The 26,037-nt window shown below is 36.9% G+C and carries 20 protein-coding genes; 9 read left to right on the top strand and 11 right to left on the bottom strand.

Features of this window, described 5'->3' with window-relative positions; genetic code table 11:
• Positions 1-10: 10 nt before the first annotated feature.
• Positions 11-3,325, bottom strand: coding sequence for a DUF5107 domain-containing protein (locus Q0983_RS00715; protein ID WP_299547211.1), 3,315 nt, complete (start codon positions 3,323-3,325; stop codon positions 11-13).
• Positions 3,326-3,459: 134 nt separating this feature from the next.
• On the opposite strand from Q0983_RS00715, the gene Q0983_RS00710 reads away from it, so the two are divergent.
• The gene (locus tag Q0983_RS00710; protein WP_299547208.1) at positions 3,460-4,740 is read left to right on the top strand and encodes a hypothetical protein; all 1,281 of its coding nucleotides are present in this window, start codon (positions 3,460-3,462) and stop codon (positions 4,738-4,740) included.
• 58 nt (positions 4,741-4,798) lie between these two features.
• Here the strand turns inward: Q0983_RS00710 and Q0983_RS00705 are convergent, their stop codons facing one another.
• Together Q0983_RS00705 and Q0983_RS00700 are read right to left on the bottom strand one after the other, a co-directional pair.
• Entirely contained in the window at positions 4,799-5,098 is a 300-nt protein-coding gene (locus tag Q0983_RS00705) for a hypothetical protein (protein WP_299547205.1), read from the bottom strand.
• A gap of 117 nt (positions 5,099-5,215) precedes the next feature.
• Positions 5,216-6,451 (bottom strand): glycosyltransferase N-terminal domain-containing protein, encoded by a 1,236-nt coding sequence (locus Q0983_RS00700; protein WP_299547202.1) that lies wholly within the window; start codon positions 6,449-6,451, stop codon positions 5,216-5,218.
• 142 nt (positions 6,452-6,593) lie between these two features.
• On the opposite strand from Q0983_RS00700, the gene Q0983_RS00695 reads away from it, so the two are divergent.
• The 6 genes from Q0983_RS00695 (at position 6,594) to Q0983_RS00670 (ending at position 16,069) form a co-directional block, all read left to right on the top strand.
• Positions 6,594-7,727 carry a DegT/DnrJ/EryC1/StrS family aminotransferase gene (locus Q0983_RS00695; protein ID WP_299547199.1) on the top strand — a complete coding sequence of 378 codons (1,134 nt, stop codon included), beginning with the start codon at positions 6,594-6,596 and terminating at the stop codon, positions 7,725-7,727.
• Positions 7,720-8,745: a UDP-glucose 4-epimerase GalE gene (gene galE, locus Q0983_RS00690; RefSeq protein WP_299547196.1), complete on the top strand. Its 1,026-nt coding sequence runs from the start codon at positions 7,720-7,722 to the stop codon at positions 8,743-8,745. The genes Q0983_RS00695 and galE overlap by 8 nt, the downstream gene beginning before the upstream one ends.
• Positions 8,746-8,948: 203 nt before the next feature.
• Positions 8,949-10,463, top strand: a complete 1,515-nt coding sequence (locus Q0983_RS00685; protein WP_299547193.1) for a helix-turn-helix transcriptional regulator — start codon at positions 8,949-8,951, stop codon at positions 10,461-10,463.
• Between the two features lie 251 nt (positions 10,464-10,714).
• The gene (locus Q0983_RS00680) at positions 10,715-13,840 is read left to right on the top strand and encodes a TonB-dependent receptor (protein ID WP_299547190.1); all 3,126 of its coding nucleotides are present in this window, start codon (positions 10,715-10,717) and stop codon (positions 13,838-13,840) included.
• 12 nt (positions 13,841-13,852) lie between these two features.
• Entirely contained in the window at positions 13,853-15,313 is a 1,461-nt protein-coding gene (locus Q0983_RS00675) for a RagB/SusD family nutrient uptake outer membrane protein (RefSeq protein ID WP_299547187.1), read from the top strand.
• A 36-nt stretch (positions 15,314-15,349) separates the two neighbouring features.
• Positions 15,350-16,069, top strand: a complete 720-nt coding sequence (locus tag Q0983_RS00670; protein ID WP_299547184.1) for a hypothetical protein — start codon at positions 15,350-15,352, stop codon at positions 16,067-16,069.
• Positions 16,070-16,128: 59 nt separating this feature from the next.
• Here the strand turns inward: Q0983_RS00670 and lspA are convergent, their stop codons facing one another.
• The 4 genes from lspA to Q0983_RS00650 all read right to left on the bottom strand — a co-directional run bounded on the left by lspA (position 16,129) and on the right by Q0983_RS00650 (position 19,675).
• Positions 16,129-16,641 (bottom strand): signal peptidase II, encoded by a 513-nt coding sequence (gene lspA / locus Q0983_RS00665; RefSeq protein ID WP_299547181.1) that lies wholly within the window; start codon positions 16,639-16,641, stop codon positions 16,129-16,131.
• Entirely contained in the window at positions 16,641-17,534 is an 894-nt protein-coding gene (gene fabD, locus Q0983_RS00660) for an ACP S-malonyltransferase (RefSeq protein ID WP_299547178.1), read from the bottom strand. The genes lspA and fabD overlap by 1 nt, the downstream gene beginning before the upstream one ends.
• 113 nt (positions 17,535-17,647) lie before the next feature.
• Complete coding sequence (locus Q0983_RS00655; RefSeq protein ID WP_299547175.1) at positions 17,648-18,979, bottom strand: kelch repeat-containing protein; 1,332 nt, start codon at positions 18,977-18,979, stop codon at positions 17,648-17,650.
• Between the two features lie 33 nt (positions 18,980-19,012).
• Positions 19,013-19,675: a pyridoxamine 5'-phosphate oxidase family protein gene (locus tag Q0983_RS00650; RefSeq protein ID WP_299547172.1), complete on the bottom strand. Its 663-nt coding sequence runs from the start codon at positions 19,673-19,675 to the stop codon at positions 19,013-19,015.
• A gap of 92 nt (positions 19,676-19,767) precedes the next feature.
• Here Q0983_RS00650 and Q0983_RS00645 point away from each other — a divergent pair, with 92 nt between their 5' ends.
• Positions 19,768-21,258 (top strand): PLP-dependent aminotransferase family protein, encoded by a 1,491-nt coding sequence (locus tag Q0983_RS00645; protein ID WP_299547169.1) that lies wholly within the window; start codon positions 19,768-19,770, stop codon positions 21,256-21,258.
• On the opposite strand, the gene Q0983_RS00640 is transcribed toward Q0983_RS00645, so the two are convergent.
• Positions 21,259-22,173, bottom strand: a complete 915-nt coding sequence (locus Q0983_RS00640) for a dihydrofolate reductase (RefSeq protein WP_299547166.1) — start codon at positions 22,171-22,173, stop codon at positions 21,259-21,261.
• A 304-nt stretch (positions 22,174-22,477) separates the two neighbouring features.
• Here Q0983_RS00640 and Q0983_RS00635 point away from each other — a divergent pair, with 304 nt between their 5' ends.
• Positions 22,478-22,774: an isoamylase early set domain-containing protein gene (locus Q0983_RS00635; RefSeq protein ID WP_299547163.1), complete on the top strand. Its 297-nt coding sequence runs from the start codon at positions 22,478-22,480 to the stop codon at positions 22,772-22,774.
• 172 nt (positions 22,775-22,946) lie between these two features.
• Here Q0983_RS00635 and Q0983_RS00630 read toward each other — a convergent pair whose 3' ends face one another.
• The 3 genes from Q0983_RS00630 to Q0983_RS00620 all read right to left on the bottom strand — a co-directional run bounded on the left by Q0983_RS00630 (position 22,947) and on the right by Q0983_RS00620 (position 26,034).
• Entirely contained in the window at positions 22,947-23,399 is a 453-nt protein-coding gene (locus Q0983_RS00630) for an energy transducer TonB (protein WP_299547160.1), read from the bottom strand.
• 8 nt (positions 23,400-23,407) lie between these two features.
• Positions 23,408-24,232 (bottom strand): thymidylate synthase, encoded by an 825-nt coding sequence (locus Q0983_RS00625; protein WP_299547157.1) that lies wholly within the window; start codon positions 24,230-24,232, stop codon positions 23,408-23,410.
• Positions 24,233-24,516: 284 nt separating this feature from the next.
• A complete protein-coding gene (locus Q0983_RS00620; RefSeq protein ID WP_299547154.1) occupies positions 24,517-26,034 on the bottom strand; it encodes a nucleoside transporter C-terminal domain-containing protein in 1,518 nt (505 codons plus the stop codon).
• Positions 26,035-26,037 lie beyond the last annotated feature (3 nt).

Here is a 26,037-nt window from a genome sequence, read left to right as displayed (position 1 = left end):
TAATAACAAACTAATGTTCACTCATTACTTTAGCCCACAAATTGTTTTGATATTCATTTAAGGCTAATTGAAATAATTTATCGGCTTCGGTTATATTACCTAAGCCTTTGTTGCCTAAACCTTCAAGATAGTAAGATCTTGAAATAGCTTTATTATTGGTGGCAGAAGCTTCTTCAACAGCAATTAAAGTATTGCTCAAACCATTTTCTCTATAGGCTTTTGCTTTTTCAATTAAATCACTAAAAATAGCGTTGGCTTTTTCTGTTTTTCCGAGTTTTTTATAAGATTCGGCCTGGAAGTATAACAGGTCATACATACGCCAGGTATTTACCGATGTTGTACTTTTTAGATAACTCTCCCTGGCTTTTTTTGAATGCTTCATTTGGCTGTAAACATTACCTTTGAAATAGTGGATCATGGCATTTTTTTCATCATGCGTTGGTTTTCCTACTTCCAAATTCTCAGGGTATAGCATGGCTGCATCTAAATGTGCGATCGCTTCTTTGTAATTTTTAGTTTCAGCCAATTGCAAAGCCTTTAAAATATTAGCGTCAACATAACTCCAATAGGTTTCTCTACCACCTTCCCAGGTTCTAAAGCGATGCGTTTTTAAAAAGTCTAAAGCCTTATCGTAATCCCCATCAATGTTATACAATGCAACAAGCGTTTTAGGTGCCTGAACGTCTTTTTTAACAGTCTCTATATTGTTTTCCAAAATGGCTAAACATTTTTTATGATCACTTTTGGAAACATCATAGTATTTTGATAATTCAGCGAACCAAAGCGGACTGGAATTATCCAATGAAATGGCTTTGCTTATATAGTCTATAGCTTGTTCCATATCTTTATGATGGTAATAGGAACTAAAAGCCAGATTTCTCCAAACCATTGCCATACTACCGTCTAATTTACCTGCCATTTCCCATGCTTCAATGGCTTCTTCTTTTCGGTTGTCGTAAAGTAAATTTCCCAGCAGATAATAAGCAGTGGCACTGTTTGGGTCATTCTTTATAGCGTGTTTTAAAACCGTTTCCGTCTCATTGCGATATGGAAAACAGTAATCTAATGAAAGCCCTTTGGTGCTTTGTAAGCAATAGTTTAGTTTAGTTGAATTTTGGGTCTGGCTGTAAAACCAAGCCATATAATAATACACCAAAGGGCTGCTTGGTTTGTCAATAGATGACAATAATTTAATACCGTCTTCATATAAACCGGCATTCATATAATTAGATGCCACCTCTATATAGTTGTTGCTTAAGTCCTGCATGTTTTTATGCCAATGGTTTAAAGAGGCATTGCCTTCAACTAGGCCCTTTTCATATAAGGCTGAAAAGTTTAGTGGGTCATAAGCAATTAAATCGTCAATAATTTGAAGTGCTTTATCCGGGTTCCCGGTTTTTCTGAGGAGGGCACTGTAAAGCACATTAATTCTTCCATCCCGGGTATTTGTTGAATACGCGTCTTGAATGTATTCTAAGGCTTTTTGGTAATTGCCATGGGTACTTTCAATTTGTGCTAACTGATAATTACCGGCAGCAAACCATTGATAATACCAGGTTGCTCTCGCAAAATTTTTGTAAGCTTCCTCTATCTTGCCTAAAGCTCGGTATGCGAGACCTTTATAATAATAAATTTCTCCTTCTTTAGGCTGATAATACTTGATATTGAGTTTGTCAGAGGCTATTTGCAAATATTTTAAGGCTTCTTCATATCTGGTTTGATTAACTCTTCTAATACCCAAAGCAATATTAGTGCGATAATCAGTTGGAGATTTTTCAAGAGCCGCCAGGTAATAATCATCAGGATTCTTTCCCGGACGATTGAATTGCTCTACAAATCTACCTGCAAGGTATAAATCCTCTACCGTTTCTATTTCCACTGGTTTTGGAACGCTTTTCTGTGTTTCAGGTAATTCTGGCTTAAGGGGTTTGTATGGTTTGTATGATACAAGTTCATTACCCTTATTATCTGTTAATTGAACAAACAATTTATACTCGTCCAATGGCTTTTTTGATTTGTAGGTAGTGGTAAATGGTTTAGCGGGGTTTATTTGAATCGTGTTTTCGGCAATTGTTTCCGAATCATATTTTAAGACATATTTGGCATTTTCATAATTCCGGGTGGTATTGAATCCGTAGAAAACCGTTTTAGGATTTCGCATTTGTAATGTAACAGAAGCCTCAACCGTCGAATTTTTAACTACTTCTAAATCTCTGATGGGGTACCAGTAGTTTTTAGCATCTTTTACGGAATGCGGTAAAAACCAACTATAATCCGGTTGGTTGTTAGAAAAGGTTCCGGTCATCAATTCTACATAAGCTTTGCCGTCATCGGTTAATTTTCGTCTGGCATTTTGACCTTGAAGCCCGGGACCAAACTGCCACAATTTAGAGGCATTGTTTTTATGAGGGTCTCCAACATGAACCGTACCGGCATTGACACCATAATCATAGCCGCCGATAAAACCTTCTTTAATGTCCCACATAAAGAATGATACGGGATTGGGGTGATTTTTCCACCAGGTCAGATCTACACCTTCTTTATAACTGGTTCTTCCATAGCTCTCCGTTTCATTAGAAATAGGCCACTTAATAAAACTTCGATTATTATGAAAAACACCAATTTCCTGGCTCGGCGGCCAAAAGGTTCTGAAATCATCGTTAGCGGTGATGGCAACATTAGCCCAAAAAAGAAAGGTTTGTGTTTTCGTATCGGTATTGTTCAATCTATAATCAACTTCAATATAAGATTTCCCTGGACGTAGAGTCATTCCAACAACACCTCTGGCCCGAATGGTTTTTTCGGTTTCACCAATCCAAATGGTAGCGCTGCCATCATCATTTTTTACAAGCCTGTAATCGCTTGGTAACATGGTGGTGGTTCTGTGGTGATGCGGGAAGCACCATTCTATGCCTCCTGAAACCCAGGCTCCAAGTGTGCCGATCAAATCGGGCTTAATTACACTATTGGTATGGAACAGTTCATGGCCATTGGTTTTATCAATAGCCGAGAATAATCTGCCACCAAAGGCAGGAAGCACTTTTACAATTAAATACTCATTTTCAAGATATACCATATTATAAGTGATATCCACGAGTTCTCGGCCTAAGTCCGTTTGGGAGGGATAAGGATAAACATGCCCTTGAGCTCCTTGAACACTTCTTCCCGTATAAAACACCGGACTCTTTTGATCTTCACCTTTTTTGTAGGTTGGAATAACTTCAGTGCCTTCGTAAATCTTGACTTGCGCCTTAGCTGTTAGAATATTAAATAGTATTACCAGGGCGAAAGTCCATAAAAATGAAGTCTGATTGAGTCGTTTCATGTTTTCTAGTTTAGTGGTTTTTAGTTGGAATATTCCCTTTAATGTTAAAGAAAGTCCTTTTAAATTTATCTTGTATTTTCTAAATATTAACTTAAATTGCTGTGCAAAATATGTTCAAAGTTTGCATAATTTAAATGATTGAGCAGGAATACTTAAAATATTGCCTCCAGGAAATAGAAAGAAAATTAGACTGGAAACCATCTGCAGATTGGAGGGAATCCGAGTATGTAAAGCTTTCAAAACTTATATCCGAAAAGTCAAATATTTCAATTAGTCCGCATACGTTAAAACGACTTTTTGGGAAAATTAAGTACAAGAAATATTATAATCCTCAGCAGGCCACTAAAGAAGCATTAGCCAAATATTTAGAGTATTCCAGTTGGGAAGCCTTTGTACAATTTGTAAATACTAGAACAAATAGTAATAAGGAATCTGCAAAACCAAGAAGCAATAAACCTGTGTTTATTGTTGTTTTAATTCTTTTGCTGGTAACAGTCTTTTTTATTTATAGACCTTTTGAAAAACCTAAAAACTCTAAGGCTATAGAGGCGTTTGAGTTTGATTTGGTAGATTCCATAGGTGTTGTTCCTTATACTATATCGGTAAATTATGATCTTTCAAATGTTACTTCAGATAGCACCTATATCGATTTTGGCTTTAACCATCCGGTAAGGGGGCCGCAGACCATCTTAGTTGATAAAAGTAAATTTAGACGAAATTTCACCTATCAAATTCCGGGGCGTTATTTTGTCGATTTAATCAGTGAAGATCAAACACTGGAATCAAAAAGGGTTTTAGCTCTATCCAATGCATGGGATAGTTATTTTAATAATGAAGCCACTAACAATAGTTTTTGGATAGATAAAAAAATTGATACGATTCCGCTTTCAGGAAGTTTGTATTATCCACCGAAATACCTGGATTCCATAGGCTTTAATACCAATCAGGTTTATTATGTGACACATAGGCTTTTTAAGGAATTTGATATTGATGGGGATAATTTCGAATTGAACCTGAGATTTAAAAATTCTAAAGAATTAGGAGGTATTACATGCTATGATTTTATTTTTAGGATCATATGCGAAAATGAAGTTAATCATTTAAACCTTATGGAAGCAGGGTGTTCCCAATTTTCCGGGATGAAAATAGGGGAAACCGTTCTAAGTGGTGTTCATGATGATTTGTCATTGTTTAGGTTAAACCTTGGTTCATGGAATGATTTAAGGATTTTGGTAGAAAATAAAAATGTCTCGGTGTTTGTCAATAATGAACAAATTTATTCCGGGGTTTATGAACAGGCGAATGGAAAAATAATAGGTTTGGAAAATGTATTTAAGGGTACTGGAATGTTGGACTTTATAAGGATCAAGGACCTTGTAAGTGAAAAAAGTTATTTTGAAGATTTTAATGATTGAACGGAATAAAAAAAGCAGCCAACTGGCTGCTTTTTATTTTTAAAGGGCTTTTTAGGAATTAATGTCCTGAAGTCTCTTTAATTTTATCTTTAGCAGCTTCAGCAGCCTTATCTACAGCTTCTCCTGCAGCCTCTGTAGCTTCCTTAGCAGTTTCTTCAACAGCATCAGCAGCTTTTTCAACTACTTCTTTGGCAGCTTCTTCAACATCTGCTGCAGCTTCCTCAGCTGCATCTCCTACAGCTTCAGCGGCTTGCTCAACGGCATCCTGAGCTTCTTCTGTTTTTTTAGTGTCTCTACAAGAAGTAAAAGATAAACTTAATGCTAATAAGATAGCAGTACTAAAAATTAGTTTTTTCATGATAATTGTTTTAGTGTTAATTAAATAAGTTTAAGAATTTGACTACTAAGTTAATGGGTTTTAACAAAAATCAAAAAGGATATGTTAAAATTCTTAACAAGCTATCAGAAATTCAAGTTATATACGTAAATAATCGAGAATTTGGATGACAGCACCCCGATTCTCTTTAATATATTCTGAACTTTTTGACCCACTTTCTCGACGAAAGTCACCTTTATGGATTAATTTATTCAGAATAAAGTCAAATTCATTTTGACTGGAAATGGCAAACAGTCCGCCTTTATCAATCATCGCCTGGGCCTCGGGAAACTTTGTATGGTTACTTCCTATGATAATGGGAATACCAAAAACGGCAGGTTCTAACGTGTTGTGTAATCCCGTATTTCCCACAGCGCCACCAACGTAGGCAATGTCAGCATAACTATAAATTTTAGAAAGGATACCAATGGTATCTACTATAAAAACCCGGGCTTCTCTAAGCGGTTGGTCGTCTTTTTCTGAGAATAAAACAGTCTCAACCAGTAACTTTTCTTTTAAACTATTTATTTGATTTGGTTTGATATTATGTGGCGCAATGATGAATTTTACGTTTTTAGGTCTATTCGCGTTAATAAAATCAACAAATAAGGCTTCGCCTTCCGGCCATGTGCTACCGGCTACAACACATAATTCGTTGTTTTTAAATACGTCAATAAAACTTAACGTATTGTTTAATTCCAATTGGCTGTATACCCTATCAAAACGGGTGTCTCCCGAAACCGTTGCATGATTGTAACCAATGGAATGGAGTAACTTTTTTGAAACGTCGTTTTGAGTAAAAATATGTTCAAAAGCAAATAAAGCCCGCCTTAGCTGCTTACCATAAAATTTGAAGTAGGACTGATTGGCTCTAAAGCTGGCCGAGATCAATATGGCTCTTAAATTCCGGGTTTTTATTTCGTATAAAAAATGGGGCCAAATATCATATTTAACAAAAATGGTAAGCTCCGGATTTACAATATTTAAAAATCGTTTGGCATTCTTTTTTGTATCCAAAGGCAGATACACCACAAGGTCTGCAATGGGTGAGTTTTTTCTAATCTCATAACCGGATGGAGAGAAAAAACTAAGCACTATTTTGTGATCTTTATAATGCTTCCTTAATGCTTTAAAAACAGGAAGCCCTTGCTCATACTCACCTAAAGAGGCGCAATGAAACCAAAGGGTTTTGTTTTCGGTATTTAAATGCTTTTTTAAAGTGTTAAAAGTGTCTGCACGCCCTCTAACGCCGGATTTGATTTTATCGTTAAAAGGACTTAAACATTTTAAGCCAAAATGCGTTAAATTAATGCCAATGTTATAAAGAAAACTCAATATTGTTTGTTTGTTGCTAAAATACATTTCTTTAAAGGAAATTCATTGGTTTAGCTATATGATTTTTTGTAATTTCGTGGTCTCAAAACTCAATAGATTGAGTCTAAAAGATGTAAAACAAATTGAGTTATAATTTTTTCAAATGAAGAAAATTCACATGGTTGACCTTAAAGGTCAGTATAACGGGATTAAAGACGTTGTAAACCCTTCTATCCAGGAAGTAATTGAAACCGCATCATTTATTAACGGCCCTAAGGTTCACGAATTTCAGAAGAATTTAGAAAACTATCTCGGCGTAAAACATGTCATTCCTTGTGCCAATGGTACGGATGCCTTGCAAATTGCGATGATGGGACTTGGTTTAAAGCCCGGTGATGAGGTGATAACGGCAGATTTTACTTTTGCTGCTACTGTAGAGGTGATTGCCTTACTTAATTTAACGCCTGTTTTAGTTGATGTGAATGAAGATGATTTCAACATCAATATCGACGCAATTAAATCGGCAATTACACCTAAAACAAAAGCTATTGTTCCGGTCCATTTATTTGGTCAGTGTGCCAATATGGAAGCCATTATGGAAATTGCCAGGGAACATAATTTATACGTCATTGAAGATAATGCGCAAGCAATTGGGGCTAATTATACATATGCCGATGGTACCAAGGTAAAAGTTGGAACTATTGGTGATGTAGGAGCCACATCATTCTTTCCATCAAAAAATTTAGGATGTTATGGTGACGGAGGCGCCATTTTTACCAATAATGATGAATTGGCACATACGATAAGGGGTATTGTCAACCATGGTATGTATGTGCGTTACCACCATGATGTGGTTGGTGTTAATTCCCGCCTGGACAGTATTCAGGCTGCCGTTTTGGATGCTAAATTACCGCATTTGGATAATTACTGTAAAAGCAGAAGGGAAGCAGCCGATAAATACGATAAGGCTTTTGAAACTGTTTCTAATATCGAAACGCCTTACAGATACGGAACCGAAGACAATCATGTGTTCCATCAATATACTTTAAAAGTAAAAGGTGTTGACAGAGATGCTCTGGCAAAGCATTTAAATGAGAATGGCATTCCTTGTGGCGTGTACTACCCAATTCCGTTGCACAAACAAAAAGCATACGCTGATGACAGGTATAATGAAGACGATTTTAAAGTAACTAACCAGCTGGTTCAGGAAGTTATCTCGTTACCTATGCATACGGAACTAGATGACGAACAAATAGCATATATTACATCAACTGTTATAAAATTTGTAAATGGATAAAATATTAGTTACCGGTGGATTAGGATTTATAGGATCGCATACCGTTGTAGAATTACAAGAGGCAGGTTACGAAGTTGTTATTATTGATGACTTATCAAACTCTTCCGAAAAGGTACTTGATGGTATTACGGTAATCACGGGGAAAACACCGATTTTTGAAAAAATTGATTTAAAAGAAAAGGAAGCTGTTGAAGCCTTTTTCAAAAAGCACAACGACGTCAAAGGAGTTATTCACTTTGCAGCCAGCAAAGCTGTTGGGGAGAGTGTTACTAAACCATTATTGTATTATGAAAATAATATCGGGACATTAGTTTATTTACTAAAGGAACTAAAGAAGTTACCGGAAGCCAGTTTTATTTTTAGCTCATCTTGTACTGTTTATGGACAAGCTGATGAATTACCAATTACCGAAAGCGCCCCGGTAAAACAAGCTGAGTCCCCTTACGGAAATACCAAACAAATAGGTGAGGAAGTCATTAGAGATACCTGTAAAGTAGTGCCCAGCTTAAAAGCTATTGCGCTGCGTTATTTTAATCCGGTTGGAGCCCATGAATCTGCTGAAATTGGGGAACTGCCTATTGGAGTGCCTCAGAATTTAGTGCCATTTATTACGCAAACGGCTATTGGAATTCGCGAGCAGCTGTCTGTTTTTGGAGATGATTACCCTACTCCGGATGGTACTTGTATCCGTGATTATATTCATGTAGTTGATTTGGCAAAAGCGCATGTGGTTGCTTTGGAAAGGTTACTTCAAAACAAGAATAAAGAAAGTTATGAGACTTTTAATTTAGGAACCGGAAAAGGAAGTTCTGTACTGGAAGTGGTCCATGCCTTTGAACGCGTTTCCGGTGAAAAACTTAATTATAAGATTGTTGGTAGAAGGGAAGGTGATATTATTTCCGCTTACGCTGATACTAATAAGGCTAATGATGAATTAGGTTGGAAAACAGAGTTAAGTTTAGATGATGCTATGCTTTCTGCCTGGAAATGGGAACAAAAAGTTAGGGGCAAAGAATAAAAAGTATTCACCACCATATTTAAAAAGCTGATTAAAGAAATTTAATCAGCTTTTTTTTCTGTCAACGCTTTGGTTTTGTGCTTATTCGTTGAAATTTCAGGTAAACTATTATCGGATGTTACCTTTTTAAGATAGTTTTAAGAGTTTTCATCGACAATATTTTTAATTTTCAATTAAGCACACCATTTTAAGAAATCTAAATAATGCCAAATCAACCTAAAAGCGTGGTTTATGCTATATGCTTATTTGTTTTGTTAACAAATATAATGTGTGGTTTTGCGGCTGTTAAGCATGATTTCAATTTCTGGCAAACCCAGATAGATAGTTTAATAAAGGAGCAAAGTATTAACAATGATATGACGCAACTGGAATTGTTAGTGCTTTATCAAAATGCCTGGAAGCAAAAGCATGCGGATTCTATTAACATTTTTAGAAACTTAGCCATATTAAATGCCGAATTAGAGCAGCCTGAAGATGCTTTAAAGTTTACAGAAAAGTATATCAGAAATACCTTAGATTTTTCAATTTTAAAGAATGGGTCTTATGATGCTATAAAGGGAACAGATGCCTATAATGTTTTAAATAAAAAGTATCGGCCTCAAATTACCATTTTGTCTTTCGTTTACTTTTGTGCGGCTCTTATAGGCTTTTACTTTATGGTGGTCATTAACTTTATTAAAAATGCCAGTAGGAATGCCAAACTTTTTATTGGTTGTTTTGTAGGTGTTCATTCCTTATTTATTCTTGAGTTTGTTTTGTTTATGACAAACCTGCGACTTCAATTCCCGCATACCTATCGCATTTCATCTACAGTTGCTTTATTATTTGGTCCTTTATTGTTTCTTTATTTTAGATCTATATTAAAATACCATAAATTCAAAATGGTTGATGTGTTGCATTTTTTGCCGGCATTGGTGTTTTTAACGTTGTTTTTTCCGCTGTATGCAATGACACCATTGGAAAAGTTGAAATTGATGATTGGTGTAAACCCTTTAAAAGAAACATATGATTTTAGCATATTTATTTCAAAAGTTACTTCCCTTAGTATTTATGCTTTTTTTATAGGTAAATTATTGTTCTCCAAATCAAAAAATGAAGTGCCTAAAAAAGATGATACCAGTAAATGGAAGCGGAATATTTTTATGTTACATATAGCTTATATTGTTTCATATTTGGTTTATGGAGCCTCCATTTTTGATGTGTTGGGGAGTTGGTCAACGTTTATTTCTCATTTTCAGATCGCCCTTATGTCGTTAATGGTAGTCTATATAGCCCAAATGGCCTATGTACAACCTGAAATTTTCAGAAGAAACCATTTGAATCTTATAGAAAAGTATCAAAAATCAGGACTTACCAATGCCTTGTCAAATGAGCTTAAGGAAAACTTAATTAAGTTACTCATCCAGGATAAGGTCTATAAAGAAAACAATATAAGTCTTGAAATATTATCTAATAAGTTAAATACCACCAGGCATAACACGTCTCAAATTATTAATGAACATTTCGGAATGAACTTTTTTGAATTAATTAATAAGTTCAGGATAAAAGAGGCCGTGAATATTTTAAAGGATGACATTCATGGGAGTTTACATATTATTGATATAGCCTACGAGGTTGGTTATAATAATAAGGTGACATTCAATAAGGCCTTCAAAAAGGAAATGTCTGTTACACCTTCAGAATTCATTCAATCTCAAATCAGGAATAATTACAAGTAAATTCAAGGTAATTAATCTTCGGACAAGTAAACTATTATAAGTTTTTCCCGGTTTCATAGGAATTATCTATTGCTTTACTATTGCAATTGTACAAGGTAAGGCAGTTAAAGAGCTTTACAATATCACTTAGAATTCACTAAACTTTAGATTTCATTAGTAAAGTATAATTTTTTTGAATTAGTCACTTAAAAAAAATCTTTACTGCCTTCCTTTTCAATCTGCATTAGACTAACTCACAAAAATAATTATTCATGAAAGTAAAAAAACACTATTTATTGTTGGTGGTTTTGGTCCTTTTTGTGTCTGTATCTTTCGCACAGGAAAGGACTATTTCAGGTAAAGTTGTTGATAAGGATAACTTACCACTACCGGGAGCTACGATCCTAATTAAAAACACATCAACGGGAACATCGGCAGATTTTGACGGGAACTATTCAATTAACGCAAGTGAAGGTCAAACACTTGTTTTTAGTTTTGTAGGTTTTGCTTCGCGAGAAGTTGTAGTAGGCACTTCAAGTACTATTAATGCCGTATTACAGGAAGATGCCACTTCTTTAGAGGAAGTTGTTGTGGTAGCCTATGGTACACAAACCAAACAATCTATTGTAGGTTCCGTTGGTTTGGTATCAGATGATGTTATTGAAACACAGCAGGTAACATCACCTTTAAGAGCATTACAAGGAGTCGTGCCGGGGGTTAACATTCTTACTGCCGGTGGTCAACCGGGGAATAATCCTTCCATTAGAATTAGAGGTTTTGCCAGTGTTAATTTAGATCAGGAACCTTTAATAGTAGTAGACGGGGCACCATTTAACGGAAATCTTAATTCCATAAGTCAGGATCAGATAGGCTCCATTTCAGTACTGAAAGATGCGGCCTCTTCTGCTTTATACGGATCCAGGGCCGCTGGAGGTGTGATATTAATAACCACAAAAAAAGGTAATAGAAATCAATCACCCAAAGTGTCGATCAGATCACAAATTGGGATATCAAACCCAACTATAGGGATACATGATTTAGCCGATCCTGAAGATTATCTAAGGCTTACATGGAGGGCTCTAAGAAATACCAATCAATATGAAAACGGACAGTCTGCAATGGATGCAGCGGCCAATGCGACCAGTGGATTAGTAGATTATTTGGGATATAACCCTTACAGCGTTTCTAACCCAATTGACGAGAACGGGAATTTAGTTCCCGGTGCTAATTTATTATGGCAATCAAACTGGGAGGATGAGGTTATAAGACAAGATTACTTAAGAGTTAATCACAATTTAAATGTTTCCGGGGGAAGCGAAAATTCTACCTATTTTATGTCCATTGATTACTTAAATGAAGATGGACCGGTTATTCAATCAGGTTTTGAAAGAGTTTCTGCCAGATTAAATTTAACCACTCAAATTACAGATTGGTTTAAAATTGGGTTAAATACCAGTTTTTCACGATCTAGTTCCGGCAACCCGGATCAAACGTCCGGTAGTACTACACAAGCCATTTCATGGATTTATGGATTGTCGAGCATTTATCCAATTTATGCAAGAGATGCCAACGGTGCTTTAATCCTGGATGATGCCGGAGAACGCATTTATGACCTGGGTAACGGATTAATTTCAGGGCAACCTGTAAACAGTACAAGGCCGGTTTATAATGGGGAAAACCTTTTGGCCAGTCTATTACTAGGAAAAGAGCGTATAGTAAGAACCAATTATGTAGGAAATGCGTTTGCGGAAGTTAATCTATTTGAAGGCTTAAAATTTAAAACACAAATAAGTTTTGAAAACTACCTTTTTGATTCCTTTAGTTTTGATGATGATGTCATTGGAGCGGCGTCAAATGTTCAGGGGCGTGTAAGTCAGGATAGAGATTTAACAACAACCCTCAATGCTATTCAGTCATTAAATTATACGAATAGTTTTGGTAAACATAATATATCTGTTGATGCCATAACAGAAGCGTATACGCAGACTCAGGATGATTTACTGTCTCAGGGAACCGGTTTTTTACCCGGAGTACAAAACCTGAACGGAAGTACAGTTCCGGAAGCTGTTGGAGGTAATATCATTTCCGAAAGAATAAATAGTTATTTGGGAAGGGCAAGCTATAATTTCGACCAAAAGTATTTTGCCGAATTTTCAATCAGAACGGACGGGTCCACCAGATTTTCGGAAGATACCAGATGGGGAACCTTTATGGGGGGAGGCGCCAGCTGGGTGGTTTCAAGAGAAAATTTCCTAAGCGATAACAATACACTAACCTATTTAAAGTTCAGAGGGTCTTATGGAGAACTTGGAAATAACAGAACGACCAATCTGTTTCCGTATCAATCGGTTTTTCAAACAGGGTTTGTAAATGAAGGGAATACCGGAATATTATTAGAAGGGGTTTCAGACCCTAATTTAAGATGGGAAAAGATAGAGTCTTTGAATGTTGGTGTGGATTTCGAGTTCTTCAATGGCAGACTTTCCGGAACCGTTGATTATTACGATAAAGAATCCGTTGATCTTATTTTAGAAAAACCTATTGCCTCTTCATTAGGAGTTAACAAAATTATTACAAACATAGGGTCTATTAGAAATTACGGATGGGAATTCTCATTAAGGTCAATAAACATTAGTACAGACGATTTAACGTGGTCTACAGGGCTTAACTTTTCTTTAGATGACAACGAATTTACCAAGTTGCCTCAGGATGAGATCATAAATGGCTCTAAGCTTTGGAAAGTAGGAAACTCCATTTTCGATTTCTATATCAGAGAATGGGCCGGTGTTGACCCTGGCGACGGTAGAGGTATGTGGTTTATGGATGAATTAGATGCTCAGGGTGAAGTTATTGGCAGAGTCACGACAAAAGACTATGATGAAGCTACCAGATATGAGCAGGGTAAAACATCACTGCCGGATATTCAGGGAGGATTCACGTCATTCATAAAGTACAAACAATTTGATTTAAACGTACTGTTCAATTTTAGCTTTGGTGCTTATTTATTAGATACTGATTATTCAAGACTGATCAATCCGTTTGAAAGCCCGGGAACAAGTGCACATCCCGATAATTTTGACGCTTGGAATGCTCCGGGGGATTTGGTAGATATTCCGTTGCTATTAGCAAGTAATAACGATCACGCATCAAGATCTACAAGATTCTTATTCAAGAACGATTATGTCAGGCTTAAAAGTTTAACGTTTGGGTATAATGTGCCGGAGGCTACACTTGATAGAATTGGTCTGAGCAAACTAAGGTTGTTTTTACAGGCTGACAATTTTTTCACCTGGCAATCCCATAAGGGCATTGAGCCGGAGCAGGCATTTAATGGGTTAACCAATAACAGATCGCCATTATCAAAAACCATTACATCTGGTATTCTTTTAGAATTTTAAAAAATTATGAAAATGAAAACAAAAAACATATTTAAAAGAACAGTTTTAGTGTTAGTTCTGGTAGTACTATCAAGCTGTTCCAAAGAATTTTTAGAGGAGCCTCAAAATACTGCGGGCCTTTCAGAATCTGTAGTATTTTCAGATAGAAGTGTTGTACAGTCGTTTGTTTCAGGAATGTATGACCGGTACAAAGGGCAGTGGGATGATGATCTCACAGATGGCGTAAACAATTCCAATGTTGATACCGGAGGCTTATATGCCATGTATTTTGCAAGAACTATTAAAGGAAATGACTTAATACAAGCCCCAAGTTGGTTTTTATTTGACTATGCCCATGAGAATAGAGGTGCTACTTTTAGACGCGTGGATTTTACATGGAAGTTTAATTATGAGTTTATTAATTATGCCAATGTTTTAATTCGTGGGGTTGAAAATAGCAGTGATCTGGATGACGCTACAAAAAGAGAATTCATTGCCGTAGGTAAAGCCATTAGAGCGTTCCATTATTTTCAATTGGCTTTAGAGTTTGCGCCTAACTATAACAATGATAGAAGTGTGGCAAGAATCCCTGTTTATACAGAACCGGCTACCGGATCTTCAGAAGGAAACCCACCAAGTCCGTTAAGTGATGTCTATAATTTGATCTTAACAGACCTTAAAGAGGCTATTCCGGATTTACGCGAAGAAAGATTAGGTAAAAGTTATATTAACAAAGCCGTAGCTAATGGTATTTTAGCAAGGGTTTTACTGGTAACTCAGGATGATTGGGCGCTGGCATCTTCGTCGGCAAGAGCTGCTTATGGCGGTAATGCCGCAAGCGCTGTTGTTTCAACAAACTGGGGCGGAGGGTTTGATGATTTATCAGATCAGGACTGGTTGTGGGGCCATTTTCAAGACGGGTCAAATGAAACCAACTTCTTTTGGTTGTCGCCACATGCCATGACAGACCATTTAACATTGTCATACCAGGCAACCTATATCAATACACATTTCAGGGATCGTTTTTCTAATACTGATAAAAGAAACTTATTCTTTGATATATACCAGTCAGCTACTCCGTACAGAGAATTCATTACCACCAAATTTGCATTCACATTTGCGTCAGATGTTCCGCTTATGAGAAAGTCTGAAATGGTATTGATCGATGCTGAGGCACAGTATCATCTGGGGAATGAAGATGGCGCAAGACAATTGCTTTTCGCTTTACAAAGTGACAGGGACCCTAATGCCGTTATTTCTACCAATACGGGACAAGCTTTATTGGATGAAATATTAATAGAGCGTAGAAAGGAGCTTTATGGCGAGCTAGGCGTTGAATGGTTTGATGCCAAAAGGTACCGGTTGCCAATAGTAAGAGACCCTGAGCATAGAGTCCCTTTAACAGTACCGGCAGATAGTGAATTGTTTTATTTAAACATCCTACAATCGGAGATAGATGCCAACCCCAATATGGATGATAGTATCAATAACTAAGAGAAATGACTCACTTTAATTCTTAAACGATTAATCATGAAAAAACAACATATTTTATTTTTACCTGTTTTGTTAGCCCTGTTTCTGTTTGCTGCTTGTGAAAAGAACGAAGACGGCATTACGGTTAGCAAGATTAATTATGTCTCTTTTGAGCCTGCATTCAATTTTGGTGTAGACCCAACGGGGACAGCCACTGAGCAAATAAGTATTTTTGTATCAACTATTACAAGTGCCGCCAGAACCTTTAATATAAGTGTAGTTGAAGATGGTACTACAGCAGACCCAACGGGGTATTCTATATCTTCATCAACTATTACAATACCGGCAGATTCTAATGAAGGTGCTATAGAGTTAACTGTTACAGGCTCAAAGATTGACCCTGATGGTAGCGTATTAATTCTTGAGATCTCCTCACAGGAAGGGCTGTTAATAGGAGAGCCATTAGTAATTAATTTATCTCAGGTTTGCCCGTATCCTGAAACTATTTTAGACATTACCTTTGATGATTATCCGGAAGAACAATATTGGCAAATTTTGGATGCCAATGATGTGGTCTTGTTTGAGGGTGGCCCATATCCTGATCAAACCTCATTTAGTAAAGCCCTTTGTTTACCGCCGGGATCTTATCAAATTTTAATGGGCGATTTATTTGGAGACGGCGGTGGCCCTTATACTTTAACCTATAACGGCAATGTAATTGTTGCCCGTAATGGTGATCATGAATCAGGAGAAGTTATTGCTTTTCAAATAAACTAAATAACTAAGCTATTCAATTCTTTTTATTGGCCGGAACAATTTGGTTGTTCCGGCTAATATTATTTAGCGGGTTTCTTCTTAAAAAAGGTAACAAACACAAGTATGATCATACCGGTGGTAACGAATACATCGGCCACATTGAAAATTCCGGTTCTAAAAACACCACCTAAATCAATATGCCAAAAATCAGTCACTTCTCCATAAGCAAATCTGTCAAATACATTAGCTATACCACCGCCTATAATACTTGAAAAAGCAAAAAGCGACCAGTTACCTAAGTTTTTATCTCTAAAAACATATCGGAGAACAAATCCTAGAACAACTACCGGCAGCACCAGTAATAAAAGCACCCTTAAGGTTTCATTAAGTTCGCTACCCATTCCCAAAAAAGCACCCTTATTGTTCACATTCATTAAAGTGAAATAATCGCCTATAATAGGTCTTACTTCCCCGGGATCTGTTTCGGTGCGTAACCCCACATTGGCTCTAACCCAAACTTTGGAAATTTGATCAATGGCAATAGTAGCTATGATGGTTACAATGATAAAAACGGAACGACGTGATATCTTCATTATAAGCTGCCTTCAAACGTTGCGGAAACCGTTTCAGAGGCCCTGTTAATCTTTTTAACCAGGCCTTGTAATACCTTTCCGGGACCAACTTCGGTAAATAAAGTAGCACCGTCGTCAATCATTTGTTGCACAGATTGTGTCCAACGTACCGGAGCCGTTAACTGTGAAATTAAATTGGTTTTAATGGCACTTTCATCAATGACCGCATTGGCAGTAACATTTTGATATATCGGGCAATTTGGTTTACTAAATGTAGTACTTTCAATTGCGGCAGCCAATTCTTCACGTGCCGGTTCCATTAAAGGTGAGTGGAATGCGCCACCAACAGGTAGCACCAGTGCTCTGCGTGCACCTTCTTCTTTTAAAGTTTCACAAGCTTTGTTAATGGCATCAATGTCTCCGGAAATAACTAATTGCCCCGGGCAGTTATAGTTAGCAGCCACTACAATACCTTCGGTTGTAGCACATACTTTTTCAACTATATCATCATCTAACCCTAAAACAGCTGCCATCGTACTTGGCTGCAACTCACAAGCCTTTTGCATGGCTAAGGCACGTTGAGATACCAATTTTAATCCGTCTTCAAAATTTAAAGCCCCATTGGCTACTAAGGCTGAAAACTCCCCAAGCGAATGTCCCGCAACCATATCCGGTTTAAAAGAATCACCTAAAGTTTTAGCCAAAATGACTGAATGTAAAAAGATAGCGGGTTGGGTAACTTTGGTTTGTTTTAGATCTTCGGCAGAACCTTCAAACATAATATCGGTTATATTAAAACCTAAGATATCGTTTGCTTTTTCAAATAACTCTTGAGCGTCAGCTGAGTTTTCATAAAGGTCCAAACCCATTCCGGAGAATTGAGCGCCTTGGCCGGGAAATATATATGCATTCATTATAATTCGTTTTTAATGCAGCAAAAGTACATGAATTTTTTCATTTATAAATTCATAAATACTAAATGAAAAAATCGGGAATACTATCGCTTTTGATGACAGACTTAGATATTTTATTTACTAATAAGTTCAATCACCTTTTTAGCATTACCGTTATAAGTGATTTCCAGGCTGGCTGTTTCACCGGATGCTTTTGAAAGATGCTTTACTTTTATATTGAAATCACTATTGGCATCAACCAAAGTCAGGTTTAAGTCCGATGCTATTTTGAAAGCATCATTGCCAGTTCCAAGTAACTTCAAAGAAGTTATGAAAGTCCCTGTGTTTCCGCCTTCATTTGTAATGTTTATAGAAGTAGAAGTCCCTTTAATTATTTCAACTTTTTCAGGTGCTTTTAAATGCGATGCAGTTAAAGCAGTTCCGCTTGGCTTATCTTCATTATAAACTTCCATGTTTAATTGCCTGCCACCGCCTCTGGTTGGAGACCCCGCGGCAATATAAACACCCGCACCGGATAATATAGCCTGGGTACCATGTCTTGCATAGTGCATGCTGGCTTTTTTAGACCATTTTCCGGTTTCTGGATTATATGCTTCCACAACTTTATAAGCTGGTCCGTGTTTTTCTCCTTCGCCACCCATAACCAATAATTCATTGTTAAAAACAGCCACTCCGGGAGCTGCTCTCGGAGTAGGCAAATCCCTTTTTAAAGTTGACCATTTCTTAGTATCAAAATCATACACATCTACTATGCTGACAAGCGGTGCAAATACACCGCCTTCACCACCGGAATGCCTGCCTGCAACAGCGTAAAGCTTATTGCCAATAACGGCAGCACTAAAATGGTCTCTGGCCTGAGAGGCGTCTTTTAAAACGGTCCAGGTATTATTTATGGGGTCGTATTCATCAAACCAGTTTACATAACCGCCATCATGCCCGATCGTGTTACCGCCAATCAGGTAAAATTTGTCTTTATAGACTACTAAACCAGCGCCACCACGTCTTCTGTCTTCAGGAATTTCAGGCCCTTTGATCCAGGTATCAGAGGGTGGGTGATATAACCAGATATTATCCTCAGGAATTTCACGGGGAAACTTATTGGTTTTAAAAGCGCCAATGACCCAAACAAAACCTTTGTAAAAAGTAGCCTGAAAATGATTGAACTCTTTCGGAGCCTTGCTTTTTGCCGATGTCCAGGAATTGTTTTTAAAATCGTATATATCGAGTTTTTGAGCTGATTCCCTGCCTCCAAACATGATGAATTTATCTCCGGCCTGCACAAAAGAACATTCGTGGCGTGCCGTGTAGTTTTCGTCTTCATCTTTATCGATCCACCGATCTTTAATTTGAGAATCTAAAGTTTGTGAGTCTGATTTGCATGAAAAAAGTAAAACTAATAAGAAGCTAAAACTATAAATTTTTAAACGATTTAGTTGATTTTGCATGGTAGTTTAATTAGATACCATGCAAAATACTAATTAGTTTTTATTTTTGACATAATAATCCTTCACATGTGCCGGGATTTGAACGGTATCTTCCAGTAATTGATCAGAAATGGGTGCTTTTGCTACCTGTTTAATAGGGATCACGCCAGCCCAAACAGGTAATTCCAAATCTGATTTTTCATCAATAGCCCCATCGGCCCGCACTTTTGCCGAAGCCGTTTCAATGGCTATCTCAATGACTAAGGTGGCATTTAATTCTTTTTCTGTCATGGGGCGCAATGAATCCCATCTATTTGGAATCATTTGGTCAATGACACACTTCAAAGCTTCTGTTTTTAGTTTGTCATCTTCGACCTTGGTAGCCTTACCAAAAAGAGTAACGGACCGGTAATTAACGGAATGATGAAATCCTGAGCGTGCTAATACCAGCCCGTCTAAATGCATGATGGTCATACTCATTTGTTCGTTTTCTAAAATTGATGAAAGCATTCTGTTTTTCAATGAACCATGCAAGTATATTTTATCTCCAATTTTGCCATAGGCCATAGGTATACAAATGGGTGTGCCTTCAAAAACATAGCTAACATGGCCTATAAAACCGGCATCAATAATAGTGTGTATGGTTTTAGTATCGTATGTAGCCCTGTTAGAGCCTCTGATGACTTTGTTGAGCTCTGATGTGCTGTAAGATTCCATTTGTAATGATTTAGGTGACTATTTTAAATCAAAATTAATAGCTTTATGGTCTGTTATAGTCATCCAGAAGTTATTTTTTAAATAGTCCAGTTATGATTCCTTATAAAACCATCATTAATATAGACAGGGAAAGCAGGATACCAATATACATCCAGTTAACCAACCAGTTTATTAAGCTAATAAAAAGTAGAACATTGTTGCCTGAAGCCAAATTACCCGGAAGCAGGACTTTAGCAGACTTATTGAGCTTACATAGAAAGACTGTAGTGGCTTGCTACGAAGAGCTAATATTACAGGGTTGGGCAGAAAGCGTACCGCAAAAGGGAACATTTATACATGCCAATTTACCTGAGCTAAAACAACAGAAATTAGAAGAACTTACAGGAGGTACTGGTAATAAGACTGCCAGATTTCTTTTTAAGAGGGATAACACTTTGGATAGAGAATTTCCACAGGATTATGACGACACATACATGTATGTTAATGATGGTGTCAACGATGAGCGTCTAACACCAGCTACTGAAATAGGGATTATTTACAGAAAGCTTTTAGGAAAGAAAAGTAGTTTAGAACATTTTTCATACGGTACTACTTACGGAAGTTTTGAACTGAGAGAAACTTTGGTTGATTATTTAAATGAAACCAGGGGACTCAATATATCTGTTGATAATATCATGATTACCAGAGGGAGTCAAATGGGTATGTTTTTGGCTTCACAGTTGTTGTTTGATGAAGGCGGAAATATCATTGTAGGTGAGACCAATTATAGTGCTTCAGATACCACATTTGAATTTTCCAAAGCAACTATTTTGAGAGTCGGTGTTGGAGATGATGGGCTAGACATAAAGGCTATTGAGGCATTGTGTAAAACCAAACCGGTTAAGGCCGTTTATACCACGTCTCATCACCACCATCCAACAACGGTAACGATGTCTGCTCAAAAGAGGCTACAGTTACTAAATTTGGCTAAAATACATGGTTTTGCCATCATAGAAGATGACTATGACTACGATTTTAATTATAACCAGGCCCCTATTTTGCCTTTGGCCAGTCATGATACTTCAGGACATGTGATTTATGTAGGGTCCATTTGTAAAACAGTGGCACCGGTATTTAGAGTAGGCTATTTAGTGGCTTCAAAAGATTTTGTAGATGAATGTGCTAGGCTCAGGCGTTTTGTTGACAGACAAGGCGATGCTATATTAGAGATCACTTTTGCAAAATTTATAAAAGACGGAGCTTTAGACAGACATACAAGAAAGGCAGTTAAGATTTACAGGGAGCGAAGGGATTTGTTCTGTAAGTTACTCAAGGAACATTTAGGAGCTTATATTTCCTTTGAAATACCTAAAGGAGGCATGGCTATCTGGGTAACCCTAAACAAAAAGTACTCCTGGGATCAGGTTACGGAAGTGGCCAGACAACAGAAATTATTATTTGTTGAATTGAAACGATATGATATGGCCAATGTGGGGCACAACGCTATTAGAATAGGTTTTGCCCGTTATAACACTGATGAAGCTTATGAATTTGTAAAAAGATTTAAAAGGACCATGCACATGATTGATGACCGGTTAAATTAATTACTTCTTTACGTAAGTTAAAAATGAGAATTCATAATCGTGCTTTTCATCCTTCTTATGAAAGGTATTGGCCGTTTCTTTCCAAATGGCAGGATCTATTTCAGGGAAAAAGGCATCGGCTTCAAAAGTTTCATGAACTCTGGTGAGCTCAATTTTATCGGCCATAGCCATGGCCTGCTTATAAATTTCGCCACCACCAATAATAAACGGTTGCGAATCGTTTTTTGAAGCTTCAATAGCAGCTTCCAAACTATTTACAACAATAACGCCTTCCGGAGCTTTGTATTCAGGCTGCCTGGTAATAACCACATGGATTCTGTTTGGCAGTGGCTTGGGGAAGCTTTCAAACGTTTTTCGTCCCATAATAATATGGTGCCCGTTGGTAAGCGTTTTAAATCGTTTTAAGTCGTTGCTTAAGTGCCAGATAAGTTTATTGTCTTTTCCAATAGCGTTGTTTTCGGCAGCGGCTACAATAATGGTTATTTCACAGGTTTTATCTTTTAGGGCAAGTTCTTCATTATAGATGTCACTTTCAGCAATATGAGGAGCTTCCTTTTTTAGTTCGTTTTTAATTTTTTCTATTCTTATTTTTTGTTCGGTTACTAATTTGTCTAACTGTTTTTGTTCCCAGGCCTTTCCCATAAATTTATGGGTGACAAATACATTGAAGGTGTGGTAGAGTAACAGGAACAGCCATATCAAAATAGCAAAGACAAACCAGTCTATTTGAAAAAACTGAACGCCCTTACCAATACCTAAAACCGTATTGGCTGCTATTATAAATATGGAGCCAATAAGAAATAAAACAAAATGAACATATAAGCGCTTTTTTTGCCTAATGCGTTTTTGCGCATTTTGAATTAATTCTAACTGATCTTTATCTATTTCAGGAATATTTTTCTTTTTTCCGAACATGCTTGTAAAATAAGGATTGTAAAGTTACTGTTTTTATATGAGACCTTTTTGGGTAAATTGTTACAATAACGTTGGTTTTTCGAAAACGATTTAGTAGTAAAATAGCTGAAAATCAGGGTTAAAACATCTGTTTTTTTGTTGTCAATACCATATTTTTTTACTTAATTTTTTTCTATACTTTAAAATATTGTTAACATATATTACCAAATTGATAATTCTTTATGGTAAACCACATTTATTGTAGTGCTGTAGGGGATTGTTTCATAAATTTGCCCCATAAAACAACACGCAAAAATTTATAATTATGGCTATTAAAAAACAATATTTAAAAAGTAAACCAATCTGTAAGGTTACTTTTTCTATCGAAGCTGAGGACGCAAAAAAAGTGTCTGTAATAGGAAGTTTTAACGACTGGAATGCTAAGAAAGCACCTCTTAAAAAATTAAAGAGTGGTGTGTTTAAAGGTACTATCGATTTAGACAAAGACAACTCTTATGAGTTTAAGTATTTAGTAGATGGTGAATATGTAAACGATTCTGCTGCTGATTCTTATTTATGGAACGATTTTGCAGGTGCTGAAAACAGCGTAGTAACTGTATAAGCTTAGAAAATATTTTAATTTAAAAGCGCTTCCTTTTTGGAAGCGTTTTTTTTAGTTTTTGGGCGTTACCCTGTCGGGTCGGGCTTTCCACTATATCTTTTCATTCTGTCATTCCTGCGAAGGCAGGAATCCACAATAAAAAGGATGCCGTTGCAATCCCTAACGCGGAGGTTTATTTTTTCTTTATTCTAGTATTACCAACAATAAACTGGATAGGAAAAACATAAGGTACATTTATAGCTTTTCCTTTTTGAAGTGCAGGCCTTTCCATATTGGGGATTAAACTAATAACTCTTTTTGCTTCTTCTTCCAAACGAGAGTGAGGTCCAGTACATTTTATATCTGTAACTTCTCCATGTGAATTTATCTTAAAAATAACTTGAATTTCCACAAGCCCATCTTGCAATCCAATTTCGTAAGCGATACCAGTATTGAAGTTTTTTGAAATTAACTCAGCAATCTTTTGGGTCATGCATTCGGTTAATTCTTTATTGGTGTCATTTTTATTACAGCCTTTATAAACAGGGACATTTTCAATAACCTCGAAAATTTTATTATTGGATTTTTTTTGAGCGAAAAATAAGGTGCTAATGCTTAACATTAGTATTGTAATTGTATTTTTCATAATAAAACTTATACAGCTACAACCCCTTTGATATGTGGATGCGGATCATAATCCAATAGGGTAAAGTCTTCAAATGTAAAGTCGAAGATGTCTTTTATGTCCGGGTTTAAGATCATCTTTGGTAAAGGTCTTGGTTCCCTGGAGAGTTGTAGTTCTAACTGCTCAAAATGATTACTGTAAATATGAGCATCACCAAACGTGTGGATAAACTCTCCCGGTTGATACCCGCAAACCTGGGCCATCATCATGGTGAATAAGGCATAAGACGCAATATTAAAAGGAACCCCTAAAAAGATATCGGCACTACGTTGATAGAGTTGGCAGGATAATTTTCCATCGGCAACATAAAACTGAAAAAACGCGTGGCATGGTGGTAAAGCGGCCTTGCCGTTTGCCACATTTTCACTAAACGATATGGAAGTATCCGGAAGTACCGAAGGATTCCATGCCGATACCAGCATTCTACGGCTATTCGGATTGTGCTTTATAGTGTCTATAACCTCTTTTATCTGGTCTATTTCGTCACTGTTCCAATTGCGCCACTGGTGCCCGTATACCGGACCTAAATCCCCATTGTCATCGGCCCATTCGTTCCAGATCCTAACCCCGTTTTCGGTTAAATAATTAATGTTAGTATCACCTTTTAAAAACCAGAGTAATTCATAGATTATAGATTTTAAATGGAGCTTTTTAGTGGTAACCATGGGAAAACCTTCGCTCAGATCAAAACGCATTTGGTAGCCAAAAACGCTTTTGGTGCCGGTTCCTGTACGGTCCCCTTTTTCATGTCCATGTTCTAAAACGTGTCTTACTAGGTCGTGATATTGTTTCATAGGCATTATTCCTGTGACAACAGGAATCTCATAATAAGTTAAAATTAAGTGGCAATCAGCAAAATGATAGCAGAAACGAATTTAAAGAAAAACTAGAGTAAGATTTTAGTTTGGAAAAGGATAAATATAAAAAAGTTATTAACGGTTTTTAAATTCTTGCTTAAGTAGGGAGTGATGATTAAAAACTAACCGGCGAAGTGCTTTCCCAATAAATGTTTTAGGTTGGTCTTCTAAGAGATTCCTGTTGGAATTTATCTTGAGCGGAGTCGAAAGGCAGGAATATATTACCCAATGATCATACCCGCAATAGTAGCAGAAACCAGGGAGGCAATGGTACCGCCAATTAAGGCTTTCATGCCGAATTGTGACAGCACTTTGCGTTGTCCCGGGGCTAAAGACCCAATGCCGCCTATTTGAATACCAATAGAAGCAAAATTAGCAAACCCGCAAAGCATATAGGTAGCCATGATTATAGACTTTTCATATTTAAGATGAACGGCATTAGAAATATTTTTTAAATCGGCTAACTGAATATAGCCCACAAATTCACTGGCCGCCAATTTAATACCTAGGAGTTGTCCCATAAGGGCCATGTCTTCTTTGGCAACGCCGATGAGCCACATTAGAGGTGCAAATACATAACCTAAAATAAATTCTATCGATAAGCTGTCATAGGTTGTATTTTCAGCAATAAAAGCATTTAAACTTGATAGGTCACCAACCTTGAGCAGAATATAATTTATCATAGCGATAAATGACAAAAACACTAAAAGCATGGCGCCTACGTTAACAGCCAGTTTTAATCCTTCAGTGGTTCCATTAGCAATAGCATCTAAAAAATTAGACCCTATTTTTTCCTGGGATACTTTAACATCGGTATTAACGTTCCCGGTTTGCGGATATAATATTTTGGAAATAACAATGGCTCCAGGAGCTGCCATTACTGAAGCCGCTAACAAGTGTTTTGCGTATTGTAAGCGTAAAACAGGGTCATCGCCTCCCAAAAAGCCTATATATGCTGCTAATACAGCACCGGCAACGGTTGCCATACCACCAATCATTACCAAAAGCATCTCAGATTTATTCATCTTTTCCAGGTAAGCTTTTATTAAAAGCGGGGCTTCGGTCTGACCTAAGAATACATTACCGGCGATACTTAAACTTTCCGCGCCGGAAATTTTAAGTAATTTGGTCAATAACCAACCGAAAGCTTTTACTACCCATTGAATGATCCCTAAATAAAACAATACTGAGGTTAAGGCTGAAAAGAACAGGATAGTTGGCAATACCTGGAATGCAAAGATAAACCCAAAAGTATCCATGTCAACTACCAAGCCTTCAAACAGAAACTTGCTGCCCGCTCTTGTAAAATCCAATACTTTTATAAATAACCTGCCAATAGTTTCAAAGGTATATTGAATAAAAGGCACCTTTAAAACCCCAATGGCAATGAGAAGTTGAAACCCCAGGCCAATGCCTACCGTTTTCCAATTAACAGCTCTTTTATTACTACTAAAAAGGAACGCAATAAAGACTAATGAGATCATGCCCAGAATGCCTCGCCATATGCTATTAAAAGAAAATCCCTGACTGGGAATTATTGAACTATTTGTGGCTTGTGCTTCAATTTTGGTTTCAACGGGGTGATCTACCAAAGTGGTATTGGGCCTATCATCTGCTTCAACCGGAGGTACCCCGATACTTGTTTCCTGAGGGGTTACTTTTTCTGTTTCTTGTGCAAATATTGAAGTGGTAAAAACTAAAAAAATAGCCAGAAAAGACAGAAAAAGTGGTTGTTTCATAAT

Origin of the sequence: Seonamhaeicola sp. (genome assembly GCF_028281565.1) — a bacterium.
Lineage (GTDB): Bacteria > Bacteroidota > Bacteroidia > Flavobacteriales > Flavobacteriaceae > Seonamhaeicola.
The sequence above is the reverse complement of the archived record's forward strand: the minus strand, read 5'-3'. Positions and strand labels throughout refer to the sequence as shown.